19 protein-coding genes are annotated in these 18,460 nt (G+C 34.7%); 14 read left to right on the plus strand and 5 right to left on the minus strand.

All coding sequences use genetic code 11. From position 1 onward, the window contains the following. The first annotated feature begins 17 nt into the window (after positions 1 to 17). On the plus strand, positions 18 to 686 hold the full coding sequence (locus EKL96_RS13490; RefSeq protein WP_126463249.1) for a hypothetical protein: 669 nt from the start codon (positions 18 to 20) through the stop codon (positions 684 to 686). Positions 687 to 818: 132 nt separating this feature from the next. On the opposite strand, the gene EKL96_RS13495 is transcribed toward EKL96_RS13490, so the two are convergent. Then, positions 819 to 1,346 (minus strand): hypothetical protein, encoded by a 528-nt coding sequence (locus EKL96_RS13495; RefSeq protein ID WP_126463251.1) that lies wholly within the window; start codon positions 1,344 to 1,346, stop codon positions 819 to 821. A 198-nt stretch (positions 1,347 to 1,544) separates the two neighbouring features. Here EKL96_RS13495 and guaA point away from each other — a divergent pair, with 198 nt between their 5' ends. The 11 genes from guaA (at position 1,545) to EKL96_RS13550 (ending at position 14,663) form a co-directional block, all read left to right on the plus strand. Then, entirely contained in the window at positions 1,545 to 3,074 is a 1,530-nt protein-coding gene (guaA, locus tag EKL96_RS13500; RefSeq protein WP_126463253.1) for a glutamine-hydrolyzing GMP synthase, read from the plus strand. Positions 3,075 to 3,195: 121 nt separating this feature from the next. Continuing rightward, positions 3,196 to 5,157 (plus strand): LysM peptidoglycan-binding domain-containing protein, encoded by a 1,962-nt coding sequence (locus tag EKL96_RS13505; RefSeq protein ID WP_317125147.1) that lies wholly within the window; start codon positions 3,196 to 3,198, stop codon positions 5,155 to 5,157. Beyond that, complete coding sequence (locus tag EKL96_RS13510) at positions 5,157 to 5,558, plus strand: OsmC family protein (protein WP_126463258.1); 402 nt, start codon at positions 5,157 to 5,159, stop codon at positions 5,556 to 5,558. Before EKL96_RS13505 ends, EKL96_RS13510 begins: the two co-directional genes overlap by 1 nt. Before the next feature lie 83 nt (positions 5,559 to 5,641). Next, a complete protein-coding gene (locus tag EKL96_RS13515; RefSeq protein WP_066082415.1) occupies positions 5,642 to 5,875 on the plus strand; it encodes a DUF3820 family protein in 234 nt (77 codons plus the stop codon). 72 nt (positions 5,876 to 5,947) lie between these two features. Further along, complete coding sequence (locus tag EKL96_RS13520) at positions 5,948 to 7,561, plus strand: CTP synthase (protein ID WP_126463260.1); 1,614 nt, start codon at positions 5,948 to 5,950, stop codon at positions 7,559 to 7,561. A 54-nt stretch (positions 7,562 to 7,615) separates the two neighbouring features. After that, on the plus strand, positions 7,616 to 9,520 hold the full coding sequence (gene yidC / locus EKL96_RS13525; protein WP_126463262.1) for a membrane protein insertase YidC: 1,905 nt from the start codon (positions 7,616 to 7,618) through the stop codon (positions 9,518 to 9,520). Between the two features lie 84 nt (positions 9,521 to 9,604). Beyond that, positions 9,605 to 10,318 (plus strand): toxin-antitoxin system YwqK family antitoxin, encoded by a 714-nt coding sequence (locus EKL96_RS13530; RefSeq protein ID WP_233579315.1) that lies wholly within the window; start codon positions 9,605 to 9,607, stop codon positions 10,316 to 10,318. A gap of 73 nt (positions 10,319 to 10,391) precedes the next feature. Beyond that, entirely contained in the window at positions 10,392 to 11,579 is a 1,188-nt protein-coding gene (gene mnmA / locus EKL96_RS13535) for a tRNA 2-thiouridine(34) synthase MnmA (protein ID WP_126456348.1), read from the plus strand. Positions 11,580 to 11,682: 103 nt separating this feature from the next. Then, on the plus strand, positions 11,683 to 13,296 hold the full coding sequence (locus tag EKL96_RS13540; RefSeq protein WP_126463264.1) for a S8 family peptidase: 1,614 nt from the start codon (positions 11,683 to 11,685) through the stop codon (positions 13,294 to 13,296). Between the two features lie 14 nt (positions 13,297 to 13,310). Next, positions 13,311 to 14,255 (plus strand): NAD(P)H-dependent flavin oxidoreductase, encoded by a 945-nt coding sequence (locus EKL96_RS13545; protein ID WP_126463267.1) that lies wholly within the window; start codon positions 13,311 to 13,313, stop codon positions 14,253 to 14,255. A 3-nt stretch (positions 14,256 to 14,258) separates the two neighbouring features. Next, entirely contained in the window at positions 14,259 to 14,663 is a 405-nt protein-coding gene (locus tag EKL96_RS13550; protein ID WP_126463269.1) for a hypothetical protein, read from the plus strand. Between the two features lie 31 nt (positions 14,664 to 14,694). Here EKL96_RS13550 and EKL96_RS13555 read toward each other — a convergent pair whose 3' ends face one another. Continuing rightward, positions 14,695 to 15,135: a DUF4268 domain-containing protein gene (locus EKL96_RS13555; RefSeq protein WP_126456341.1), complete on the minus strand. Its 441-nt coding sequence runs from the start codon at positions 15,133 to 15,135 to the stop codon at positions 14,695 to 14,697. A 93-nt stretch (positions 15,136 to 15,228) separates the two neighbouring features. On the opposite strand from EKL96_RS13555, the gene EKL96_RS13560 reads away from it, so the two are divergent. Both EKL96_RS13560 and EKL96_RS13565 read left to right on the plus strand, forming a co-directional pair. Beyond that, complete coding sequence (locus EKL96_RS13560) at positions 15,229 to 15,870, plus strand: NUDIX hydrolase (protein WP_126463272.1); 642 nt, start codon at positions 15,229 to 15,231, stop codon at positions 15,868 to 15,870. A 138-nt stretch (positions 15,871 to 16,008) separates the two neighbouring features. After that, on the plus strand, positions 16,009 to 16,818 hold the full coding sequence (locus tag EKL96_RS13565) for a lysophospholipid acyltransferase family protein (RefSeq protein ID WP_126463274.1): 810 nt from the start codon (positions 16,009 to 16,011) through the stop codon (positions 16,816 to 16,818). A 24-nt stretch (positions 16,819 to 16,842) separates the two neighbouring features. Here the strand turns inward: EKL96_RS13565 and EKL96_RS13570 are convergent, their stop codons facing one another. From EKL96_RS13570 to EKL96_RS14525, 3 genes are all read right to left on the minus strand, one after another. Further along, positions 16,843 to 17,448, minus strand: a complete 606-nt coding sequence (locus EKL96_RS13570; RefSeq protein WP_126463276.1) for a hypothetical protein — start codon at positions 17,446 to 17,448, stop codon at positions 16,843 to 16,845. 5 nt (positions 17,449 to 17,453) lie between these two features. Then, positions 17,454 to 17,948, minus strand: coding sequence for an RNA polymerase sigma factor (locus EKL96_RS13575; protein ID WP_126463278.1), 495 nt, complete (start codon positions 17,946 to 17,948; stop codon positions 17,454 to 17,456). 277 nt (positions 17,949 to 18,225) lie between these two features. Then, positions 18,226 to 18,460, minus strand: a 235-nt coding sequence (locus EKL96_RS14525; protein WP_233579316.1) for a hypothetical protein, incomplete at its 5' end; no start/stop codon positions are given.

Below are 18,460 nucleotides of genomic sequence, written 5' to 3' on the forward strand. Positions count from 1 at the left end.
ACCTAATTTTGAAAGTTATGAAAAGGATTTTATTTTTAATGATTACCATCAGCATGTCTCTAAGCGGATATGCCCAAAACGAATTTAGCTCAAAATTTAAAGCCATTCCCCCTAAAAATATAGCACCAAAAATTAAAAAACCAATTCCTCCAAAAGCGAATGTTCCACCTGTCAAGACACCTAATGTGTTTAAAAATCCGGAGTTATTAAATCCAAAACCAAGTGCTTCAGCTCCTGTAGCGCCGGCAAATAATTTTTCGATGATTCCTAAAAATGAGTTTATTAATCCGGGAGATGTGTATAGAGACAAATGGAATAAAAAAGAAGAAAAAACAGAAGGTTTGGTGTATCGAAAAAACCAAGATTTAGGCAATTTTACCACGGGATCTGTCACAGCAAAAGTACTGTATCGCGATGCGGCCTACGTTGATGGAGATCAGATCAGGGTGTATCTGAACGATAAAGTAATCCAGTACCAAGTGAATCTTGAAAGTAATTTTCAAGGATTTGAAATCGTCTTAGAAAAAGGATTTAACAAGATTGAATTTGAAGCATTGAACCAGGGATCTTCAGGACCCAATACTGCTGAATTCAAAGTGTATAATGATAAAGGAGGTTTGATATCAGGAAGTCAATGGAATCTGGGAACAGGTTTTAAAGCAACCATTATTTTGGTCAAAGAATAGTTGACATAAATCCTGTATTGTAAAAACAAAAAGACCTTTGAAATGAGATTCCAAAGGTCTTTTTTTGTCTTATTTGAAATTTCAGGGTACAATCACTTTGTATTTCGTCAGCCACTAGTTTGATAGCTTTTTCTAAAAAGGATCTGCAGTAACTTGAAATTTCATGTCCGCTTTTATGGAAATATCTTGAGGAATCGCCTCTTTGGTTATCGCTTTTGTTCGTAGTTTAAAACTGGAAGCTTTAACGTATTTGTCTAATTTTGCTGTGGTACAGGTTAAACTCAACGTGTTTGATGTTGCGTTTATATCGTCTAAAAAAGCCAGTTCAATCTCGTCGCTGTCATTTGTTGAAATATAAATATGTATCGATTTTAAAAATGAAAATGATTTGTTAGCGGGATTTGTTACCGTCAACTTCATCTCTTTCAATTTTACATCTTTGACTAATTCGGCATTTGTATTGTTATTTTCAAATGCGGTACTAGAATTAGACGGAACATCTGGAGTAACTAATTCTAAAGAGGTGTTCACTGGAAATCCAGAAGGAATGGTAACGGTCGTTTGATTGTCTATCGAAAAGGTCAATAAATCATCAATTACATTACATGAAATGATAATAAAGCCAAAAAAGGCAACGACTATAAAATTTTTTGCTTTCATTTTTGCTGTTTTAAGTAGATTATTAGGGCTGCAAATGTACTCTTTTATCTTCTAAACTTAATTTCAGGATAATTCCAAAATGGACTAAAAGGCTAATTCTCTTTTAAAAGATAGGAGAAATTATTTTGGCGATCCAAAATAAAATAAATATTTTAAAATTCGATTTTTCAATTCAAAATATAAAAAGTATTTTTGCACATGCAACACAACGTACTTATTTTAGATTTCGGATCGCAATACACACAACTTATTGCTCGTAGAGTTCGCGAATTAAATATATTCTGCGAAATCTTCCCATACAATCATTTTCCGAGTGATTTATCTTCTTACAAAGCCGTAATCCTTGGTGGTAGCCCTTTTTCTGTTCGAGGAGAAGATGCGCCACATCCTGATTTATCTCAAATTAGAGGGGAATTACCTTTATTAGCCGTTTGTTACGGAGCCCAATATTTATCTCATTTTAGTGGAGGTGAAGTGGCAGCTTCAAATACAAGAGAATATGGTAGAGCTAATTTATCTTTTATAAAAGAGAATGAAGTGTTCTTCGAGGGTGTTTCTGAAAACAGCCAAGTTTGGATGAGCCATAGCGATAGCATCAAAGCATTGCCTACTAATGGAGTAAAACTTGCCAGTACCCACGATGTGGAATTTGCAGCTTACAAAATAGAGGGTGAAACCACGTACGCCATTCAGTACCATCCGGAAGTTTTTCACTCAACCGACGGATCTAAAATGTTAGAGAACTTTTTGGTGAAAATTGCGGAAGTGCCTCAAAATTTTACGCCAAATGCTTTTGTTGAAGAAATGGTGGCTGAATTAAAAGAAAAACTACAAGACGATAAAGTGGTTCTCGGACTTTCTGGAGGAGTAGATTCTACCGTGGCAGCAGTTTTATTACATCAAGCGATTGGTAAAAACCTGTATTGTATTTTTGTGAATAATGGTTTGCTTCGTAAAAATGAGTTCCAGAACGTACTGGATCAGTACAAAGGAATGGGTTTGAACGTAAAAGGAGTCGATGCCGGTGATCGTTTTTTATCTGAATTAGCAGGTGTCAGCGACCCGGAGACCAAACGTAAAATTATAGGACGTGTCTTTATCGAAGTTTTTGATGATGAATCGCACCTTATACAAGATGTAAAATGGTTGGCACAAGGTACTATTTACCCGGATGTTATTGAATCCGTTTCTGTAAAAGGACCATCGGCAACCATAAAATCACACCATAATGTTGGCGGTTTGCCGGATTACATGAAACTGAAAATAGTAGAGCCATTGCGCATGCTTTTTAAAGATGAGGTACGCAGAGTAGGTGCTTCTTTAGGAATAGACCCTGAATTATTAGGTAGACATCCTTTTCCAGGACCAGGACTGTCCATCCGAATTTTAGGAGACATTACCCCGGAAAAAGTACAGATTTTACAGGACGTTGATGCTGTTTTTATTGACGGATTAAAATCTTGGGGACTGTACGATAAAGTATGGCAAGCCGGAGCCATTTTACTTCCCGTTAATAGTGTAGGAGTAATGGGAGATGAGCGTACCTATGAGAAAGTAATTGCATTACGTGCTGTAGAATCTACAGATGGTATGACAGCAGATTGGGTACATCTTCCCTATGATTTCCTGATGAAAGTCTCGAATGACATAATCAACAAAGTAAAAGGGGTTAATAGAGTGGTGTATGATATCAGTTCAAAACCGCCGGCAACTATTGAATGGGAATAATACTTTACTATTTAGTCCTTTCTAAGAACAGCTTTTTTTAATGTTCCCATATAAACGGTATCAAATTTTTTAGAATAAAATTTGGTACCGTTCTTGTATTACTAATTTGAATAATTTATAAATGAAAACGATGAAATATTTTTTTGTAATTTGTATGGTGCTGTTGTTGTTCAATCATGATAGTGTTTTTGCACAAGAAAAAAATACAACGCACAAAGTGGCGAAAGGGGAAACAATTAACGAAATTGCTCAAAAATACAAGGTCACTCCATTTGATATATATCAACTAAATCCGGATGCTCAAAGTGGATTGAAACCAAACAGTATTTTGCTGATTCCTAAAAAAGGGGGCAGCCAAAAACCGTTGACTGCGACTATACCAGGTGCGAAGGCTATAATTCACGAAGTGACACCAAAAGAAACGCTCTATGGTATCGAAAAAAAATATGAGGTAACGGATGAAGCTTTAAAAGAAGCGAACCCTTTTCTTGAAAACGAGGGTCTTCAAATAGGGCAGACGCTTATTATTCCATCTAAAAATGGGTTAAAAAAAACAGTATCAAATCAGGATAAAGTAGTGTATCACGATGTGCTTCCAAAAGAAACTAAATACTCAATCTCGAAATACTATGGAATTACCATTGCAGAATTAGAGCAGAAAAATCCTGAAATAGTTTCCGGTTTACCCATTGGATATAAATTGCGTATCAAAGGGAATCCCGAAACTTTGGGGCCAAAAGCAGATAAAACGGAAGCAGCGTTTGCGTCCAAAGAAGAAATGGGAGAAAATAATGCACAACCAGCCAAAGTACTCTTTAGTTACCGTTCCTATGTTATAAAACCGAAAGAAACACTGTATAGTTTGTCCCGAATGTTTAATTTGAGTCAGGAGGAATTAATTGCTTTAAACCCCGCTTTATCTCAGGGCGTGACAGAAGGTATGATTTTGAAAGTCCCGTCAGCGACTCCTGTTTTGCAAGAAATTAAAAAAGAATATACCGTATTGTCAAATAATAGCGCGAACAGGAAAAAACTAGTGCTTCTTTTGCCCTTTAATATTGCAAAAATGGAGGTGGATACTGCAAATTCAATCATCACCCGCTTGAAAAACGACAAGTTTTTGAATATGACTTTAGATTTTTATGCAGGTGCATTAATGGCCATAGATTCTGCCAAACAATTGGGTCTTTCTCTTGATGTGAGTATCTATGATTCTCAGGAAACTAAGGATTATTCTAATATAGTAGCATTAATTAAGCGAAATAATTTGGAAGATTCAGATGCTATAATTGGACCCTTTTATCAAAGTAACGTCGAGATAACGGCTGAATTACTTCATAAACACCAGGTTCCGGTAATCTCCCCTTTATCAAAAGATGTTGGTAACTCCCTTAGTAATTTATATCAAACCATTCCAACGACCACTGAGGTTAAAAATGCGATGTTCAATTATATGCGAGCCAGAGGAGGCGTTATTATAGCAGTAGTCGATAGGAAAAAAGAATCTGTAATTCAGTTTATAAAAGAAAATCATAAAGACGTTAAATTTGCAACTCTTAATCCAAATGGCAGTGTGTCTCCAGAAAATCTACAGCGTTTATTTGTAAAAGGCAAAATGAATTACGTGGTGATGGAAACCGAAAACACGAGTATGATCAAGGCAACTATGGCCACTATGTTGAGTGCTATGTCTGCGTATCAAGTGCAGTTAGTAATTCTGGAACCAAATGAAACATTAGACACGGACGAAATTAATTTTGTGAATTTGACAAAATTGAAATTAATGTATCCGTCAGTTGCTCGTGAAAATGAAACACCTGAAGCATTAATTTTTGAGAAAGAGTTTAAAAACAGGAATAAAATTACTCCAAGTGCTTATGCAATTCGTGGTTTTGATGTTACTTTTGACACGATGATGCGTTTGTCACAAGATAAGAAATATCAGGAAACAGTAGCCTTTACGGCAACGGAACAAATAGATAATAAGTTTGAATTCTATAAAAAAGAAGATGGTGGATATACCAATAAAGGAATTTATATTTTATATTATGATACCGATTTAACCATAAAAGAAGCAAAATAATGACATCAATAGTAACGTATTTGGGGGATTTAAGAACCTCTTCTATTCATTTGCAATCCGGGACTGAAATTTTTTCGGATGCTCCTTTAGATAATAATGGGAAAGGAGAAGCTTTTTCTCCAACGGATGCGGTTGCCAATGCTCTGGCAACTTGTATGATGACCATCATGGGAATAAAAGCACGAGATCTCGAAGTGGATTTAAAAGGATCTACCGCTGAGGTGGTTAAAATAATGAAAACGGAACCCAGACGTATTGATGTGATAGCGATTAATTTTGAGATATACGGAACTGCTGATGTAAAGAATATAAGAATACTGGAAAGAGCAGCAATGACCTGTCCTGTATTCCTGAGTCTGCATCCCGAAATCGAGAAACGAATTATTTTTAACTGGAATTAAATAGTCTTAGGAAGCAAGAGACAGGAAACAAAAATGATTATTTCTTCTTGTTTTCCTGTCTCTTACTTCTTTTTTATTATAAAATGGATCAAAACCAAAAACAACTCATCAAGCTAGCCCATACTAAAATGCCTTTTGGTAAATACGAAGGCTGGTTTCTTATCGATATCCCGGAATACTATATTGTTTGGTATAGCAATAAAGGGTTTCCTAAAGGGGAACTAGGGGAACAACTGAAATTAATTTATGAATTGAAACTCAATGGTCTGGAAGAGTTAATTCGAAATATAAAAAAACGGTACCCAAAACCGATTTAATTTTCAATTTGACAATTTATAATTGTACTTTTGCCACGTTTTTTACACAACTACAATACAAATAACAACAGAATGAATCAAACGAAATATATTTTTGTTACTGGCGGTGTGACTTCTTCTTTAGGGAAAGGAATCATTGCAGCATCTTTGGCAAAATTGTTACAAGCTAGAGGATACCGTACAACCATCCAAAAGTTTGACCCATACATTAATGTAGATCCAGGGACATTAAACCCTTATGAACATGGGGAATGTTATGTGACTGATGATGGTGCCGAAACGGATTTGGATTTAGGGCATTACGAGCGTTTTTTGAATGTTCCTACTTCTCAGGCGAATAATGTGACTACAGGAAGAATTTATCTTTCGGTTATTGAAAAGGAAAGAAGAGGAGAGTTTTTAGGAAAAACAGTACAAGTAGTTCCTCATATCACCAATGAAATCAAAGAAAGAATGCAGTTGCTTGGAAATTCTGGTGACTATGATATTGTAATTACAGAAATTGGTGGAACGGTAGGGGATATTGAATCCTTACCTTATATAGAATCTGTTCGTCAATTAGTTTGGGAATTAGGAGAGCATAATGGGATTGTAATTCACCTTACGCTGGTTCCTTATTTAGCTGCCGCGGGAGAGTTGAAAACAAAACCAACCCAGCATTCCGTAAAAACCTTGATGGAAAGCGGAATAAAAGCAGATATTTTAGTGTGCAGAACGGAACACGAACTTTCTGAAGAATTACGCAATAAACTGGCTTTGTTTTGTAATGTAAAAAGAGAAGCTGTTATTCAGTCTATTGATGCTTCCACGATTTATGAAGTGCCGAATCTAATGCTGGAAGAAGGACTTGATGTTGTGGCGTTAAAAAAATTAGATTTACCTAAAAAAGCGGCTCCGGATTTAAAAAACTGGAATACTTTTTTACGCCGATTAAAAAATCCAAAGCATACCGTGAATATAGGTTTGATAGGAAAATATGTAGAAATGCAGGATTGCTACAAATCTATTTTGGAAGCATTTATCCATGCCGGTGCAGCTAATGAAACAAAAGTAAATGTGATTTCGATTCATTCAGAACACATTGATGCGAATAATATACAGGAAAAATTCTCAGGTTTAGACGGAATTCTGGTTGCTCCAGGTTTTGGAGAAAGAGGAATTGAAGGGAAAATTGCAGCAGTGCAATATGCCCGTGAGAATAAAGTGCCGTTTTTCGGAATTTGTTTGGGGATGCAAATGGCCATCATAGAATATTCAAGAAATATGTTGGGTTATAAAGATGCTAATTCAACTGAAATGAATGAACACACCGCTTATCCGGTAGTAAACCTCATGGAAGAGCAAAAAACTATCACGGATAAGGGCGGAACAATGCGTCTTGGTGCATGGAAATGCGACATCAAAAAAGATACATTAGCCTATAAAATTTACGGAAAAGAAACCATTTCAGAACGCCACCGTCACCGCTATGAGTACAACAGTAAATACGTTGCTCCATTAGAAAATGCCGGATTGATGGCTTCAGGCGTAAACCCTGATACGGGATTGGTAGAAATTATAGAAATAGAAGATCATCCGTTTTTTATTGGCGTGCAATACCATCCGGAATACAAGAGTACGGTTGCAAATCCGCATCCTATTTTTGTGAATTTTGTGGCAGCAGCCGTTCAGGCAAAGAAAAAATAACTGAAAACGATTGGGTTTCAGTAAACCTAAAATTTATAACTTTTTTTAATTATAATGGAACAAAAAAAATTTGACCTCAATTCGATCATAGGTTTTGTATTAATTTTTGGTATTTTGATTTTTATCATGTATCAAAATCAACCTGATGAGAAAGTAATTGCCGCTGAAAAAGCACAAAAAGAATTGGTGATTCAGGAAGCTAAAGCGAAAGAGTTAGAAGCTAAAACGGTTGCAAAAGCAACAATTGAGGTTGCTGCAACCGGAGATTCAACTCAACTGGCGCAGTTGCAAAAAACCTTAGGGAATTTTGCCTATTCTGCAACATTACCTTCAGCAAAAGCAGGCTTTACAACTATTGAAAACGAATTGGTTATGCTAAAAATAGCCAATAAAGGAGGCTATATTGTGGAGGCTACTTTGAAAAAATTTGAAAAATTCAAGAAAGGTTCAGGACAATTAGTGCAATTGATCAAAGACAATAATGCCAATTTAAATGTACAATTGCTGACTAGTGATAACCGTACTTTAAATTCAAAAGACTTGTATTTTGAACCGACCTTGACAAAAGTTGGAGCAGATCAAATATTATCCATGAAATTGAAAGCGGGAGCTAATGAATTCTTGGAATACAAATACGTGTTGAAACCAAACGAATATATGATTGGTTTTGACATTCGTTCCCAAGGATTGAATAAAGTCTTGAATACCGCCAAACCAGTAGATTTAGAGTGGGATTTAAAAACCTACCGAAACGAGAAAAGTGTTTCGTATGAAAACCGGTATACTGAAATCTATTTTGAACATGAAGACGGAAAAATAGATTACGCAGGATTGGGTCAGACGGAAGAATCTGACTTAGATAAAGCCACTTTTGTAGCTTTCAAACAGCATTTTTTCTCAACGATTCTTTTAACGCAAACCCCTTTCGAAACGGCTAAATTAAAATCAACAAATTTAGTGCTGGATGACAAAGTGGATACTACTTTTACAAAACAATTTAATGCTAACATCCCATTAGCATTTACCAATGGTGAATTAGATCACAAAATGAGTTGGTATTTTGGTCCAACAGATTATAAGACATTACACTCATACGATCAAAATCTGGAAAAAATTATTTCACTGGGTTGGGGAATTTTTGGGTGGATCAATAAGTTTATCTTTATTCCATTATTTGCCTTTTTAAGTTCTTATATTTCTTATGGAATTGCGATAATTATTTTTACAATTTTGATAAAAATAGCAATGTCGCCGATTACTTTTAAATCGTTCTTGTCACAGGCTAAGATGAAAGTATTGCGTCCTGAAATAACAGAATTGGGTGAAAAATTCAAAAAAGACCCTATGAAGAAACAACAGGAAACAATGAAGTTGTATAACAAAGCGGGAGTAAATCCTATGGCAGGTTGTATTCCAGCATTGATTCAGCTGCCATTTATGTATGCTTCGTTTCAGTTTTTTCCATCGGCATTTGAGTTAAGACAAAAAAGTTTCCTTTGGGCGGATGATTTATCGTCTTTTGATGAAGTAATCCGTTTGCCTTTCTATATTCCGTTTTACGGAAATCACATCAGTTTGTTTCCTATTCTGGCTTCGATTGCTATTTTCTTTTACATGAAAATGACTTCTGGAGACCAGCAAATGGCTGCTCCACAACAAGAAGGAATGCCGGATATGGCAAAAATGATGAAAATTATGATATACGTGTCGCCAATCATGATGTTGTTTTTCTTTAATAGTTATGGTGCGGGATTGAGTTTGTATAACTTTATTTCGAATTTGATTACCATTGGAATTATGATTGTCATCAAACGATACTTTATCGATAGTGATAAGATTCATACTCAAATTCAAGAGAATAAATTGAAAGAGCCCAAAAAGCAAGGTAAATTCCAGAAAAAACTGCAAGAAGTGATGGAACAAGCCGAAGCTCAAAAAGCACAACAAAAGAAAAAATAATGCATAAAAAAAGCTCTCAAATATTGAGAGCTTTTTTATTAGAGTAATTTAAGTGACCTGAATTCAGGAGTAAAAAAAGTAATTATGAAAACATATTACAAAAAAAGAATATTGGTTTTGATGTTTTTGAATGTGTTTTTTCTTTATGCACAAACTGATTTTAATGTATTAGATGCAAAAGGGAAAAAACACGGAGTGTGGAAAGGTGTATATGAAACCTCAAAACGACCTAGATATGAAGGAACTTTTGAGCACGGAAAAGAAATTGGTATTTTTAATTTTTTTGATGATACCAGAGCAAAATCGCTAATTGCAACTCGAGAATTTAATCCAAAAGACAATGCAGCGTTTACTATTTTTTACGACCAAAACAAGAATAAAGTAAGTGAAGGAAAAGTGATCAATAAAGTATTTGAGGGTCAATGGAACTATTACCATTTGGCCTCAAAAAATATAATGACAACGGAACACTATAGTAAAGGAAAACTTGAAGGTTTGCGTACCGTATTCTATTTAAGTGGAAAAATTGCCGAAGAAATCAATTATATAAATAATTTAAAAAATGGCTTTTATAAAAAATATACTGAAAAAGGAATCGTGTTGGAAGAGTCTGCTTTCAAGAACGACCTTTATAACGGTTTAGCAATCTTTAGAGATTCCAACGGGAATACAGTCTCGAAAGGACACTTTGTAAATGGAAAGAAAGCGGGTATATGGCAGTTTTTTGAAAAAGGAAAAGTAGTCAAAGAAATCAATATGAGCTTTGTAGAAAATGCCACAAAATCAAAAAACAATTAACGGTATCGTTAGCCATTACTGTTGTAAATCTTTTTGTAACTTTGCACCCTTATAAAATTTTAATTTTTTGAAGATGAAGCGTGTAGTTGTAGGACTTTCCGGAGGAGTAGATTCAAGTGTTGCTGCTTATTTGTTGCAGCAACAAGGGTATGAAGTTATTGGTCTTTTTATGAAGAATTGGCATGACGATTCAGTCACTATTTCTAATGAATGCCCATGGCTGGAGGACAGTAATGATGCATTGTTAGTTGCCGAAAAACTTGGAATTCCATTTCAAACGGTAGATTTAAGTGTTGAATACCAAGAAAAAATCGTAGACTACATGTTCAATGAATATGAAAAAGGACGTACTCCAAATCCCGATGTGCTTTGTAATCGGGAAATAAAATTTGAAGTTTTCATGAAAATTGCTTTGAGTCTTGGTGCTGATTATGTTGCAACGGGGCATTATTGTCAAAAAAGTGAAATCAAAGTGAATGGCGAAACCGTGTATCAACTTAAAGCCGGTGCTGATACCAATAAAGATCAATCCTATTTCTTGTGTCAATTATCCCAAGAGCAATTGGCAAAATCCTTATTTCCCATTGGCGAATTAACTAAACCGGAAGTACGTGAAATTGCTGCCCAAATGGAATTGATAACTGCCGAAAAGAAAGACTCACAAGGCTTGTGTTTTATTGGAAAAGTGCGTTTGCCTGAATTTTTACAACAAAAATTGCAACCCAAAGACGGAATTATTATCCAAATAGATAAAAATGATCCTGTTTACAGTGCTGAAAATCATGTAGGCCTAAGTGTAGAAGCGGATTTAAAATCAGCAGCAAGAAAAATTCCGTACACGCCACAAATGGGAAAAATAGTGGGGAAACATCAAGGGGCTCATTATTTTACTATTGGACAACGAAAAGGTTTAAATGTAGGAGGCACAACGGATCCCTTGTTTATTATAGCCACGAATGTAGAAACCAATACGATATATACCGGATTATCAAGTCAACATCCCGGATTATTCAAGAAAGCATTGCGTATTGAAAAAGAAGAAGTACATTGGATTCGTAAAGATTTGGCTTTGGCCAATGGAGGAACGATGGAGGTGATGGCAAGAATACGCTACAGGCAACCGTTGCAAAGGGCTACTTTGCATCAGTTTGAAAATGAAATGTACGTGGACTTTAACGAACCGCAGTCGGCAATAACCGAAGGACAATTTGCCGCGTGGTATTTAGGGGATGAATTAGTTGGTTCAGGAGTTATTTCTTAGTTTAGTACTTTATTTTAGTATGATTTCAAGAAAAACCGTAGTTTCAATTGCCATTTAATTTCATTGGAAGCTATATCTTTATATCTTAACAATATAGTTACCTATGAGAAAATTCTATTTATTCTTTTTTCTATTCATTGCTACTGTGGGTTTTTCACAACAGGATGCTTGGGTGTATTTTAATGCCAAGCCCAATTCTCAATTCTATGTTGATTCACCACTGGAAATGCTTTCTCAAAGAGCATTGGACAGAAGATCCAATCAAAATATTGCCTTAGATTTTAAAGATATTCCGGTAGAAGCCTCCTATGTTAATCAAGTAAAATCTACATCGGGAATTACTGTTATGGCAAAATCTAAATGGATGAATGCCATTCATGTTAGAGGAGAACAGGTGGCGATACAGTCATTAGCCCTATTTTCTTTTGTAGATAAAGTTGATTTTGCAGACAAATCGTTAAATCAAAAAGGTAAAACCGCAAAATCAATTAAGGTAAAAAAAGAGGAGAAGACTAGTAAAACCAAAATTGATTACGCTTATGGATCTTCTTCAAATCAAATACGGATGCTCAATGGGCACCTGTTGCATCAGCAGAATTATACTGGTTCAGGAAAAATAATTGCCGTTATGGATGCCGGATTTCCGGGTGTAAATACCATACTTCCTTTTGAAAGATTAAGAAATAACAGTCAGATTTTAGGAGGTTATAATTTTGTATTACGAAATCCAAATTTTTATACCGGTTCTTTTCATGGAACTTCTGTACTTTCTACAATGGGCGGTTATAAAGAAAATGCTCTTGTAGGAACGGCACCGGATGCCTCTTATTATTTATTTATTACGGAAGACGATACTTTTGAAAATCCTGTGGAAGAATCACTTTGGGTTGAAGCAACAGAAAAAGCAGATAGTTTAGGGGTCGATATTATTAACACCTCTTTGGGTTATTTTGATTTTGAGAATCAGGCCTACAATCATACGTATGCCGAAATGAATGGCACAACTGCATTTATGTCTCGAGGAGCTGAAATTGCATTTAGCCGAGGAATGGTTTTAGTGACATCGGCCGGTAATTCAGGAAGTTCCTCAAATCCTCATATTGCTGTTCCGGCAGATGCTGTTTCAGTAATTGCAGTTGGTGCAGTAAATTCCTCTGAAGTAATAACTTCTTTCAGTTCAATAGGTCCTTCTTTTGACGAAAGAATAAAACCGGATGTAATGGCACAAGGACAAGCAGCAGTAGTTTCAGATGAAGCTGGAAATATTGTAACGGCAAGCGGAACTTCTTTTTCCAGTCCAATTATGGCAGGAATGGTAGCGTGTTTGTGGCAGGCATTTCCTAAAAAAACCAACAGGGAAATTAGAGAATTAGTACTCAAATCATCCGATAAATTTTCAGTACCAAATAATCAGTACGGATATGGAATCCCCGATTTTAATTTGGCGCTAAGCAATCAATTGTCCATAGCTTCTTTTTCGAAAGATGATTTTATTATTTATCCCAATCCGACAAGCGATTTTGTTTCGGTTTCTTTACCTTCAAAATTTGAAATGGGTACTTTATTTATTTATACTCTTTTAGGCCAAAAAATTTTAGAACAAAAAGTAACTCCTCAATCCGCAACTATTTCCTTGAAAAAATTGGAGAAAGGAATGTACTTTTATAAAATGGAATCCGTTGGTTTTTCTAAAACGGGAAAAATAATGAAACAATAATACAGTAGGAGCACATGAACAAAATTACAGCCCTTTTCAAAATAAAATACCCAATTATTCAAGGCGGAATGATTTGGAACAGCGGATATAAATTAGCAAGTGCCGTCAGTAATGCCGGAGGTTTAGGATTAATTGGAGCAGGCTCCATGTATCCTGAAGTTTTGAGAGAACACATTCAGAAATGTAAAAAAGCGACTTCAAAACCTTTTGGAGTAAATGTTCCTATGTTGTATCCAAACATTGAAGAAATCATGAAAATTATTGTTGAAGAAGACGTGAAAATTGTTTTTACATCAGCAGGAAACCCTAAAACGTGGACTTCATATTTAAAAGAAAATGGCATAACGGTAGTGCATGTAGTCAGCAGTTCTGTATTTGCGTTAAAAGCACAAGATGCGGGTGTCGATGCCGTTGTTGCCGAAGGTTTTGAAGCTGGAGGACATAATGGGAGAGAAGAAACTACGACCCTTGCGTTGATCCCTATGGTTAAAGAAAAAATAAAGATTCCTTTGATTGCTGCCGGCGGAATTGCCACAGGCCATGCAATGTTAGCCGTAATGGTTCTTGGTGCAGATGGCGTTCAGGTTGGAAGCAGATTTGCAGCGTCTATCGAATCATCTGCTCATGATAATTTTAAGGAAATCATCGTAAAGGTGAAGGAAGGCGATACACAATTGACTTTAAAAGAACTGGCTCCGGTACGATTGATTAAAAATAAATTCTATCAAGACGTACAGCATTTGTATGAAAGTGGTCCTACAAAAGAGGAAATTGTTACCTTATTAGGAAGAGCTAGAGCAAAACGAGGGATGTTTGAGGGTGATGTAATTGAAGGGGAATTAGAAATTGGTCAAATAGCAGGTATTATTCACGCGATACGACCAGCGGGAGAAATTGTCCAGGAAATGATATCCGATTTTGAATTGGCAAAAATGGAAGTGTTGAATTTCAATTTTTAAACAATGACAAAGACAAAAATATACAAGATATTGTTTTTTTTGGTCATAGGGTTGCATACTTCTTATGGACAAAGCTATACGTTTAAAACATCAGGATTTAGTGTTTTAGAAAAAAAAGAAAAAGGGGATAAGTGGTCAGATTTACAGCTGGTCAATCTCCGTGTTACTTTGGATACGGATAAAAACAGGATTGTAGTTTATTCTCAAATCATTCAATTATTTGAAATAATCGAGTATCAACCCACCGAAGAAAATGAGAGTGATATTGTGTATTCATTTACCTGTAAAGACAATGAAGGGGTCGATTGTACTGTCTCAATCATAACCAGAAAAAAACAAAATAACAGGAAACAGCTCTATATCAATTATGACAATCGGATAATAGTTTATAATATTTTCAATATGTAAATAGTGAATTATCGTATTAGATTTTGTTCCTTTAAAGCTTTTCGATGTCTTTGATGAAACCATCGTATTCTAAATAAAATAATTCTACAGCATTCATCTTTTCGTTGTAAAAATCAAAGATTTCATTCCAATAGTTTTTATTGCTAACTCCCACACCCAGTTTTTCAACCCAAATGCGGCTAATTGTTTTTCCGCTTTCCAGGGTGTAGTCTTTTTCAAAAATCAAATCTTTGATAAATTCTTCTTCAAGAATGTTTTTTAACGCTTCGAATTTTTCAAAATAAGCCATTCTTTTTTCGTCACTTCGATGTTCAATATCTATTAAAACTTGCGCTTTTTTATTGTCTACGTAAAATTTAAAGGAGAAATCTTTAATCTTAGTATCATATAAGACCCATTTTCTGGGATATTTTTCTGCAAATGCAATCCAGAATTCTCGCTTTAATCTTTGGGTCTCTTCTTTACTGTACATTTTAGGGGCTTTTTGATCCTGGAAAATTTGCTCAAGCACATTTTCTAAACTATATTTATATTAAATTTCAGTGTACAAAAATAGACTTTGATTATGGATTTTCAAGAATTTTTACGGTTTGTTCCTAAATTAATTAATGCTGGGCTTCCTGCATTTGACGCACATATCAAAATGGCGCCACTAGAGCGATTGGAAAGCTTGAAAAAGAGTACTATAGAGGCTAAAAATCCAAGAATAGCAGCAGTGATGATGCTTTTTTATCCTAAAAAGGACAGTGCTCATTTCGTTTTAATTGTGAGAAACTCGTATAAAGGAGTTCATTCAGCACAAATTGCATTTCCAGGAGGCAAGTATGAATTACAGGATGGGAATTATGCAATTACAGCCTTACGTGAAACACATGAAGAAGTAGGGATCCATCCAGATAAAATTGAAATTATTAAACCATTTACTCAAATTTATATTCCTCCAAGTAATTTTATGGTGTATCCTTTTTTGGGAATTAGTAAAGAAGAACTTGTATTTGTACTGGAACCTGCTGAAGTAGCCAGTATTATCGAAATACCGTTGTCAACTTTTTTAAGCGATGCAATTGTAATTGAAGCAAAATTGTCAACTTCTTATGCGAATGATATAAATGTACCGGCTTTCAAAATTGAAGAACACATTATTTGGGGAGCTACAGCGATGATGTTGAGCGAATTGAAAGATGTGTTAAAGGAAGTTTTACGCTAAAATAGTTTTGTTTAGGAATTGAAAAGAGCAATTAATTGGCTATCATGTTCAATTTTTTTCTGTGTACTTCAGTACTCAACTTCAAATATAATTTTCGTAAGTTTGTATTTAGAATTTTTAAAAAAAACACACAATTTTATGGGATTATTTAAGAGAAATCCTTTTGGTCATGTATTATTTATAAAAAAATGGTTAATTCGGATTTTTGGTGTCGTGACTCACAGACGCTATAGAGGATTCAATGAATTGCAAATTGAAGGGTCAGAAATTATCAGAAATTTACCGGACACTAACGTGCTGTTTATTTCCAATCATCAAACTTATTTTGCAGATGTAGTAGCTATGTTTCATGTTTTTAACGCAAGTTTGAGCGGACGAGAAGATACTATTAAGAATGTCTGCTATCTGTGGCAACCCAAAATGAATATTTATTATGTTGCTGCCAAAGAAACCATGCAGGCGGGATTGTTACCAAGAATTATGGCGTATGCCGGAGCAATTTCTGTAGAGCGGACTTGGCGTGCTAAAGGAGTTGATGTCCAAGAGAAAAAAGAAATTAACCCAGATGATACTGAAAACATAAAAACAGCCTTAAATGACGGATGGGTAATTACTTTTCCGCAAGGAACAACAAAATCTTTTAAACCAGTTCGTAAAGGAACGGCTCATATTATCAAACAACACAGGCCTATTGTGGTGCCTATTGTTATAGATGGGTTTCGTCGTTCATTTGATAAAAAAGGGTTTCGGATGAAAAAGAAAGGAATTCTGCAATCGTTCATTATCAAAGAGCCTTTAGATATTGATTATGATAATGATACAGTTGATGAGATAGTCAAAAAAGTAGAATTTGCTATTGAGCAGCATCCTTCGTTCCTTAAAGTTATTCCTGCTGAAGATATTAGAGAGCAAGAAGAGTTGAATAAATTTAGAAAATGGGAATATTAAAAAAAGAGGCAAAAGCCTCTTTTTTTATAAATCAATTTTCTTTAATTCTGCATAATTTCTATTCAATTTTTTTAGTAAAATTCCATAAATCAATTGATAAAACAGCCATACCATACCTACTAAAATAAGGATAAACAATAGCATAATAATACAAGTAAAAAATATTCTTACTCCATCGTCATTGGTCGTTGCAGACTTAATTTGAATTTCATAGGATAGTAAAAGTACAGCAACAAAAAACACAAGTAACAAATTATATCCTATGTAGTATCGGACTGTTTTCCGGGTATTTAAAATGCATTCCATCAGTTTTTTAGTATTCGAAGTGACTGAAATAGAACGATAATTTTTATAGAATAAGTACATGAAGAATAATGCTACACTGTAACTTAAATAATCTAATACAGTTATGAAAATTTCAATGGATTCAGATTTACTTATTTTATCATCAGGCAGCAAAAAACTTAAAGTGTTTAACACTATAAATTCAATGATGCTAATAATAAATATCCATTTCACAATCGAAGACGATTTTCTATGAATCATTTTGTAAATCTCGGTTTCGGATACTTGCGCAAAAGAATTATCATTCTTCTGCCAGTCTTTTTTTAATAAATCCAGCTCTTTCATATTCCTTACGGATTTAATATTTTTTTTAATTTCCCTTTTATTCTATTCATTTTTACCCGGGCATTTACCTCGCTAATTCCTAATGTTTCTGATATTTCCTGATAATCCTTATCTTCCAGATACATAAATATCAATGCTTTTTCAATATCATTCAGCTGGTAAACCGCTTTGTACATTAATTTTAATTGCTCCTCTTCTTCATAATCATATTCCACGTCATTCAGGAAATGTTGTCGTCCTTCAAATTCTATGGTGTTTATGGATCGTTTTGTTTTTCGGTATAAAGTAATTGCTGTATTTAAAGCAACTCGATACGCCCAAGTAGAAAATTTGCTGTCACCTCTGAATTTTGGAAAAGCCTTCCATAACTGAATCGTAATTTCCTGAAACAAATCCTTGTGTGCATCATCGCCATTAGTATACAACCTACAAATCTTGTGGATTATATTCTGATTTTCTTGCAACTGCATTACAAAAGAATGTTCTAAATTATCACTCATATATACGTTAGTAAGTCAATAGTGGTTTTTGTTACAAAGTAGTGCTTTTTTTTTGAAGCACAACAGTGTTCCTTTTTTGATACTATTCGTTTTGCAGTGCTTTTGCGTCATTTATCTTCTAAAAGTATGGAGAGAATATATTGATAGGTACTCCTTATATATAAGGTATCGTGCAAATAGTTCTTTTTGATGATGTTTACCGAAATGATTTAGCATGATTTCTGTTTGAAAAGAAAGAGTTAAACGGGATTTTTTGTTCGAATGCTAGTTAGGGATGCTATCTTGAATACGCAAAGTGAATTGCTGAGTGCAATAAAGCATGAATTTTTAAAGATTTAATAAACAGGAAAGGCAATTTTACACTAGTTAAGGCTGCAGAACCCCTAAAATTTGTAGATAAAGTCATCCTTTCTTTTGAATCTAGATGTGGAGAAGAAAAAACTTTGATCTTCAAAAAACGTGATATCAGCAAGTTAAAGAAAAAGTTAAGAAAAGGATAAAAAAAAGGGATT

It is taken from the genome of Flavobacterium sp. LS1R10 (assembly GCF_003968825.1).
GTDB lineage: Bacteria > Bacteroidota > Bacteroidia > Flavobacteriales > Flavobacteriaceae > Flavobacterium.

Bases quoted from the DNA above. Each gene is read 5' to 3' on its own strand.
- EKL96_RS13490 (WP_126463249.1), top strand. From the start codon at position 18: ATGAAAAGGATTTTATTTTTAATGATTACCATCAGCATGTCTCTAAGC.
- EKL96_RS13495 (WP_126463251.1), bottom strand. From the start codon at position 1,346: ATGAAAGCAAAAAATTTTATAGTCGTTGCCTTTTTTGGCTTTATTATC.
- guaA (WP_126463253.1), top strand. From the start codon at position 1,545: ATGCAACACAACGTACTTATTTTAGATTTCGGATCGCAATACACACAA.
- EKL96_RS13505 (WP_317125147.1), top strand. From the start codon at position 3,196: ATGAAAACGATGAAATATTTTTTTGTAATTTGTATGGTGCTGTTGTTG.
- EKL96_RS13510 (WP_126463258.1), top strand. From the start codon at position 5,157: ATGACATCAATAGTAACGTATTTGGGGGATTTAAGAACCTCTTCTATT.
- EKL96_RS13515 (WP_066082415.1), top strand. From the start codon at position 5,642: ATGGATCAAAACCAAAAACAACTCATCAAGCTAGCCCATACTAAAATG.
- EKL96_RS13520 (WP_126463260.1), top strand. From the start codon at position 5,948: ATGAATCAAACGAAATATATTTTTGTTACTGGCGGTGTGACTTCTTCT.
- yidC (WP_126463262.1), top strand. From the start codon at position 7,616: ATGGAACAAAAAAAATTTGACCTCAATTCGATCATAGGTTTTGTATTA.
- EKL96_RS13530 (WP_233579315.1), top strand. From the start codon at position 9,605: ATGAAAACATATTACAAAAAAAGAATATTGGTTTTGATGTTTTTGAAT.
- mnmA (WP_126456348.1), top strand. From the start codon at position 10,392: ATGAAGCGTGTAGTTGTAGGACTTTCCGGAGGAGTAGATTCAAGTGTT.
- EKL96_RS13540 (WP_126463264.1), top strand. From the start codon at position 11,683: ATGAGAAAATTCTATTTATTCTTTTTTCTATTCATTGCTACTGTGGGT.
- EKL96_RS13545 (WP_126463267.1), top strand. From the start codon at position 13,311: ATGAACAAAATTACAGCCCTTTTCAAAATAAAATACCCAATTATTCAA.
- EKL96_RS13550 (WP_126463269.1), top strand. From the start codon at position 14,259: ATGACAAAGACAAAAATATACAAGATATTGTTTTTTTTGGTCATAGGG.
- EKL96_RS13555 (WP_126456341.1), bottom strand. From the start codon at position 15,135: ATGTACAGTAAAGAAGAGACCCAAAGATTAAAGCGAGAATTCTGGATT.
- EKL96_RS13560 (WP_126463272.1), top strand. From the start codon at position 15,229: ATGGATTTTCAAGAATTTTTACGGTTTGTTCCTAAATTAATTAATGCT.
- EKL96_RS13565 (WP_126463274.1), top strand. From the start codon at position 16,009: ATGGGATTATTTAAGAGAAATCCTTTTGGTCATGTATTATTTATAAAA.
- EKL96_RS13570 (WP_126463276.1), bottom strand. From the start codon at position 17,448: ATGAAAGAGCTGGATTTATTAAAAAAAGACTGGCAGAAGAATGATAAT.
- EKL96_RS13575 (WP_126463278.1), bottom strand. From the start codon at position 17,948: ATGAGTGATAATTTAGAACATTCTTTTGTAATGCAGTTGCAAGAAAAT.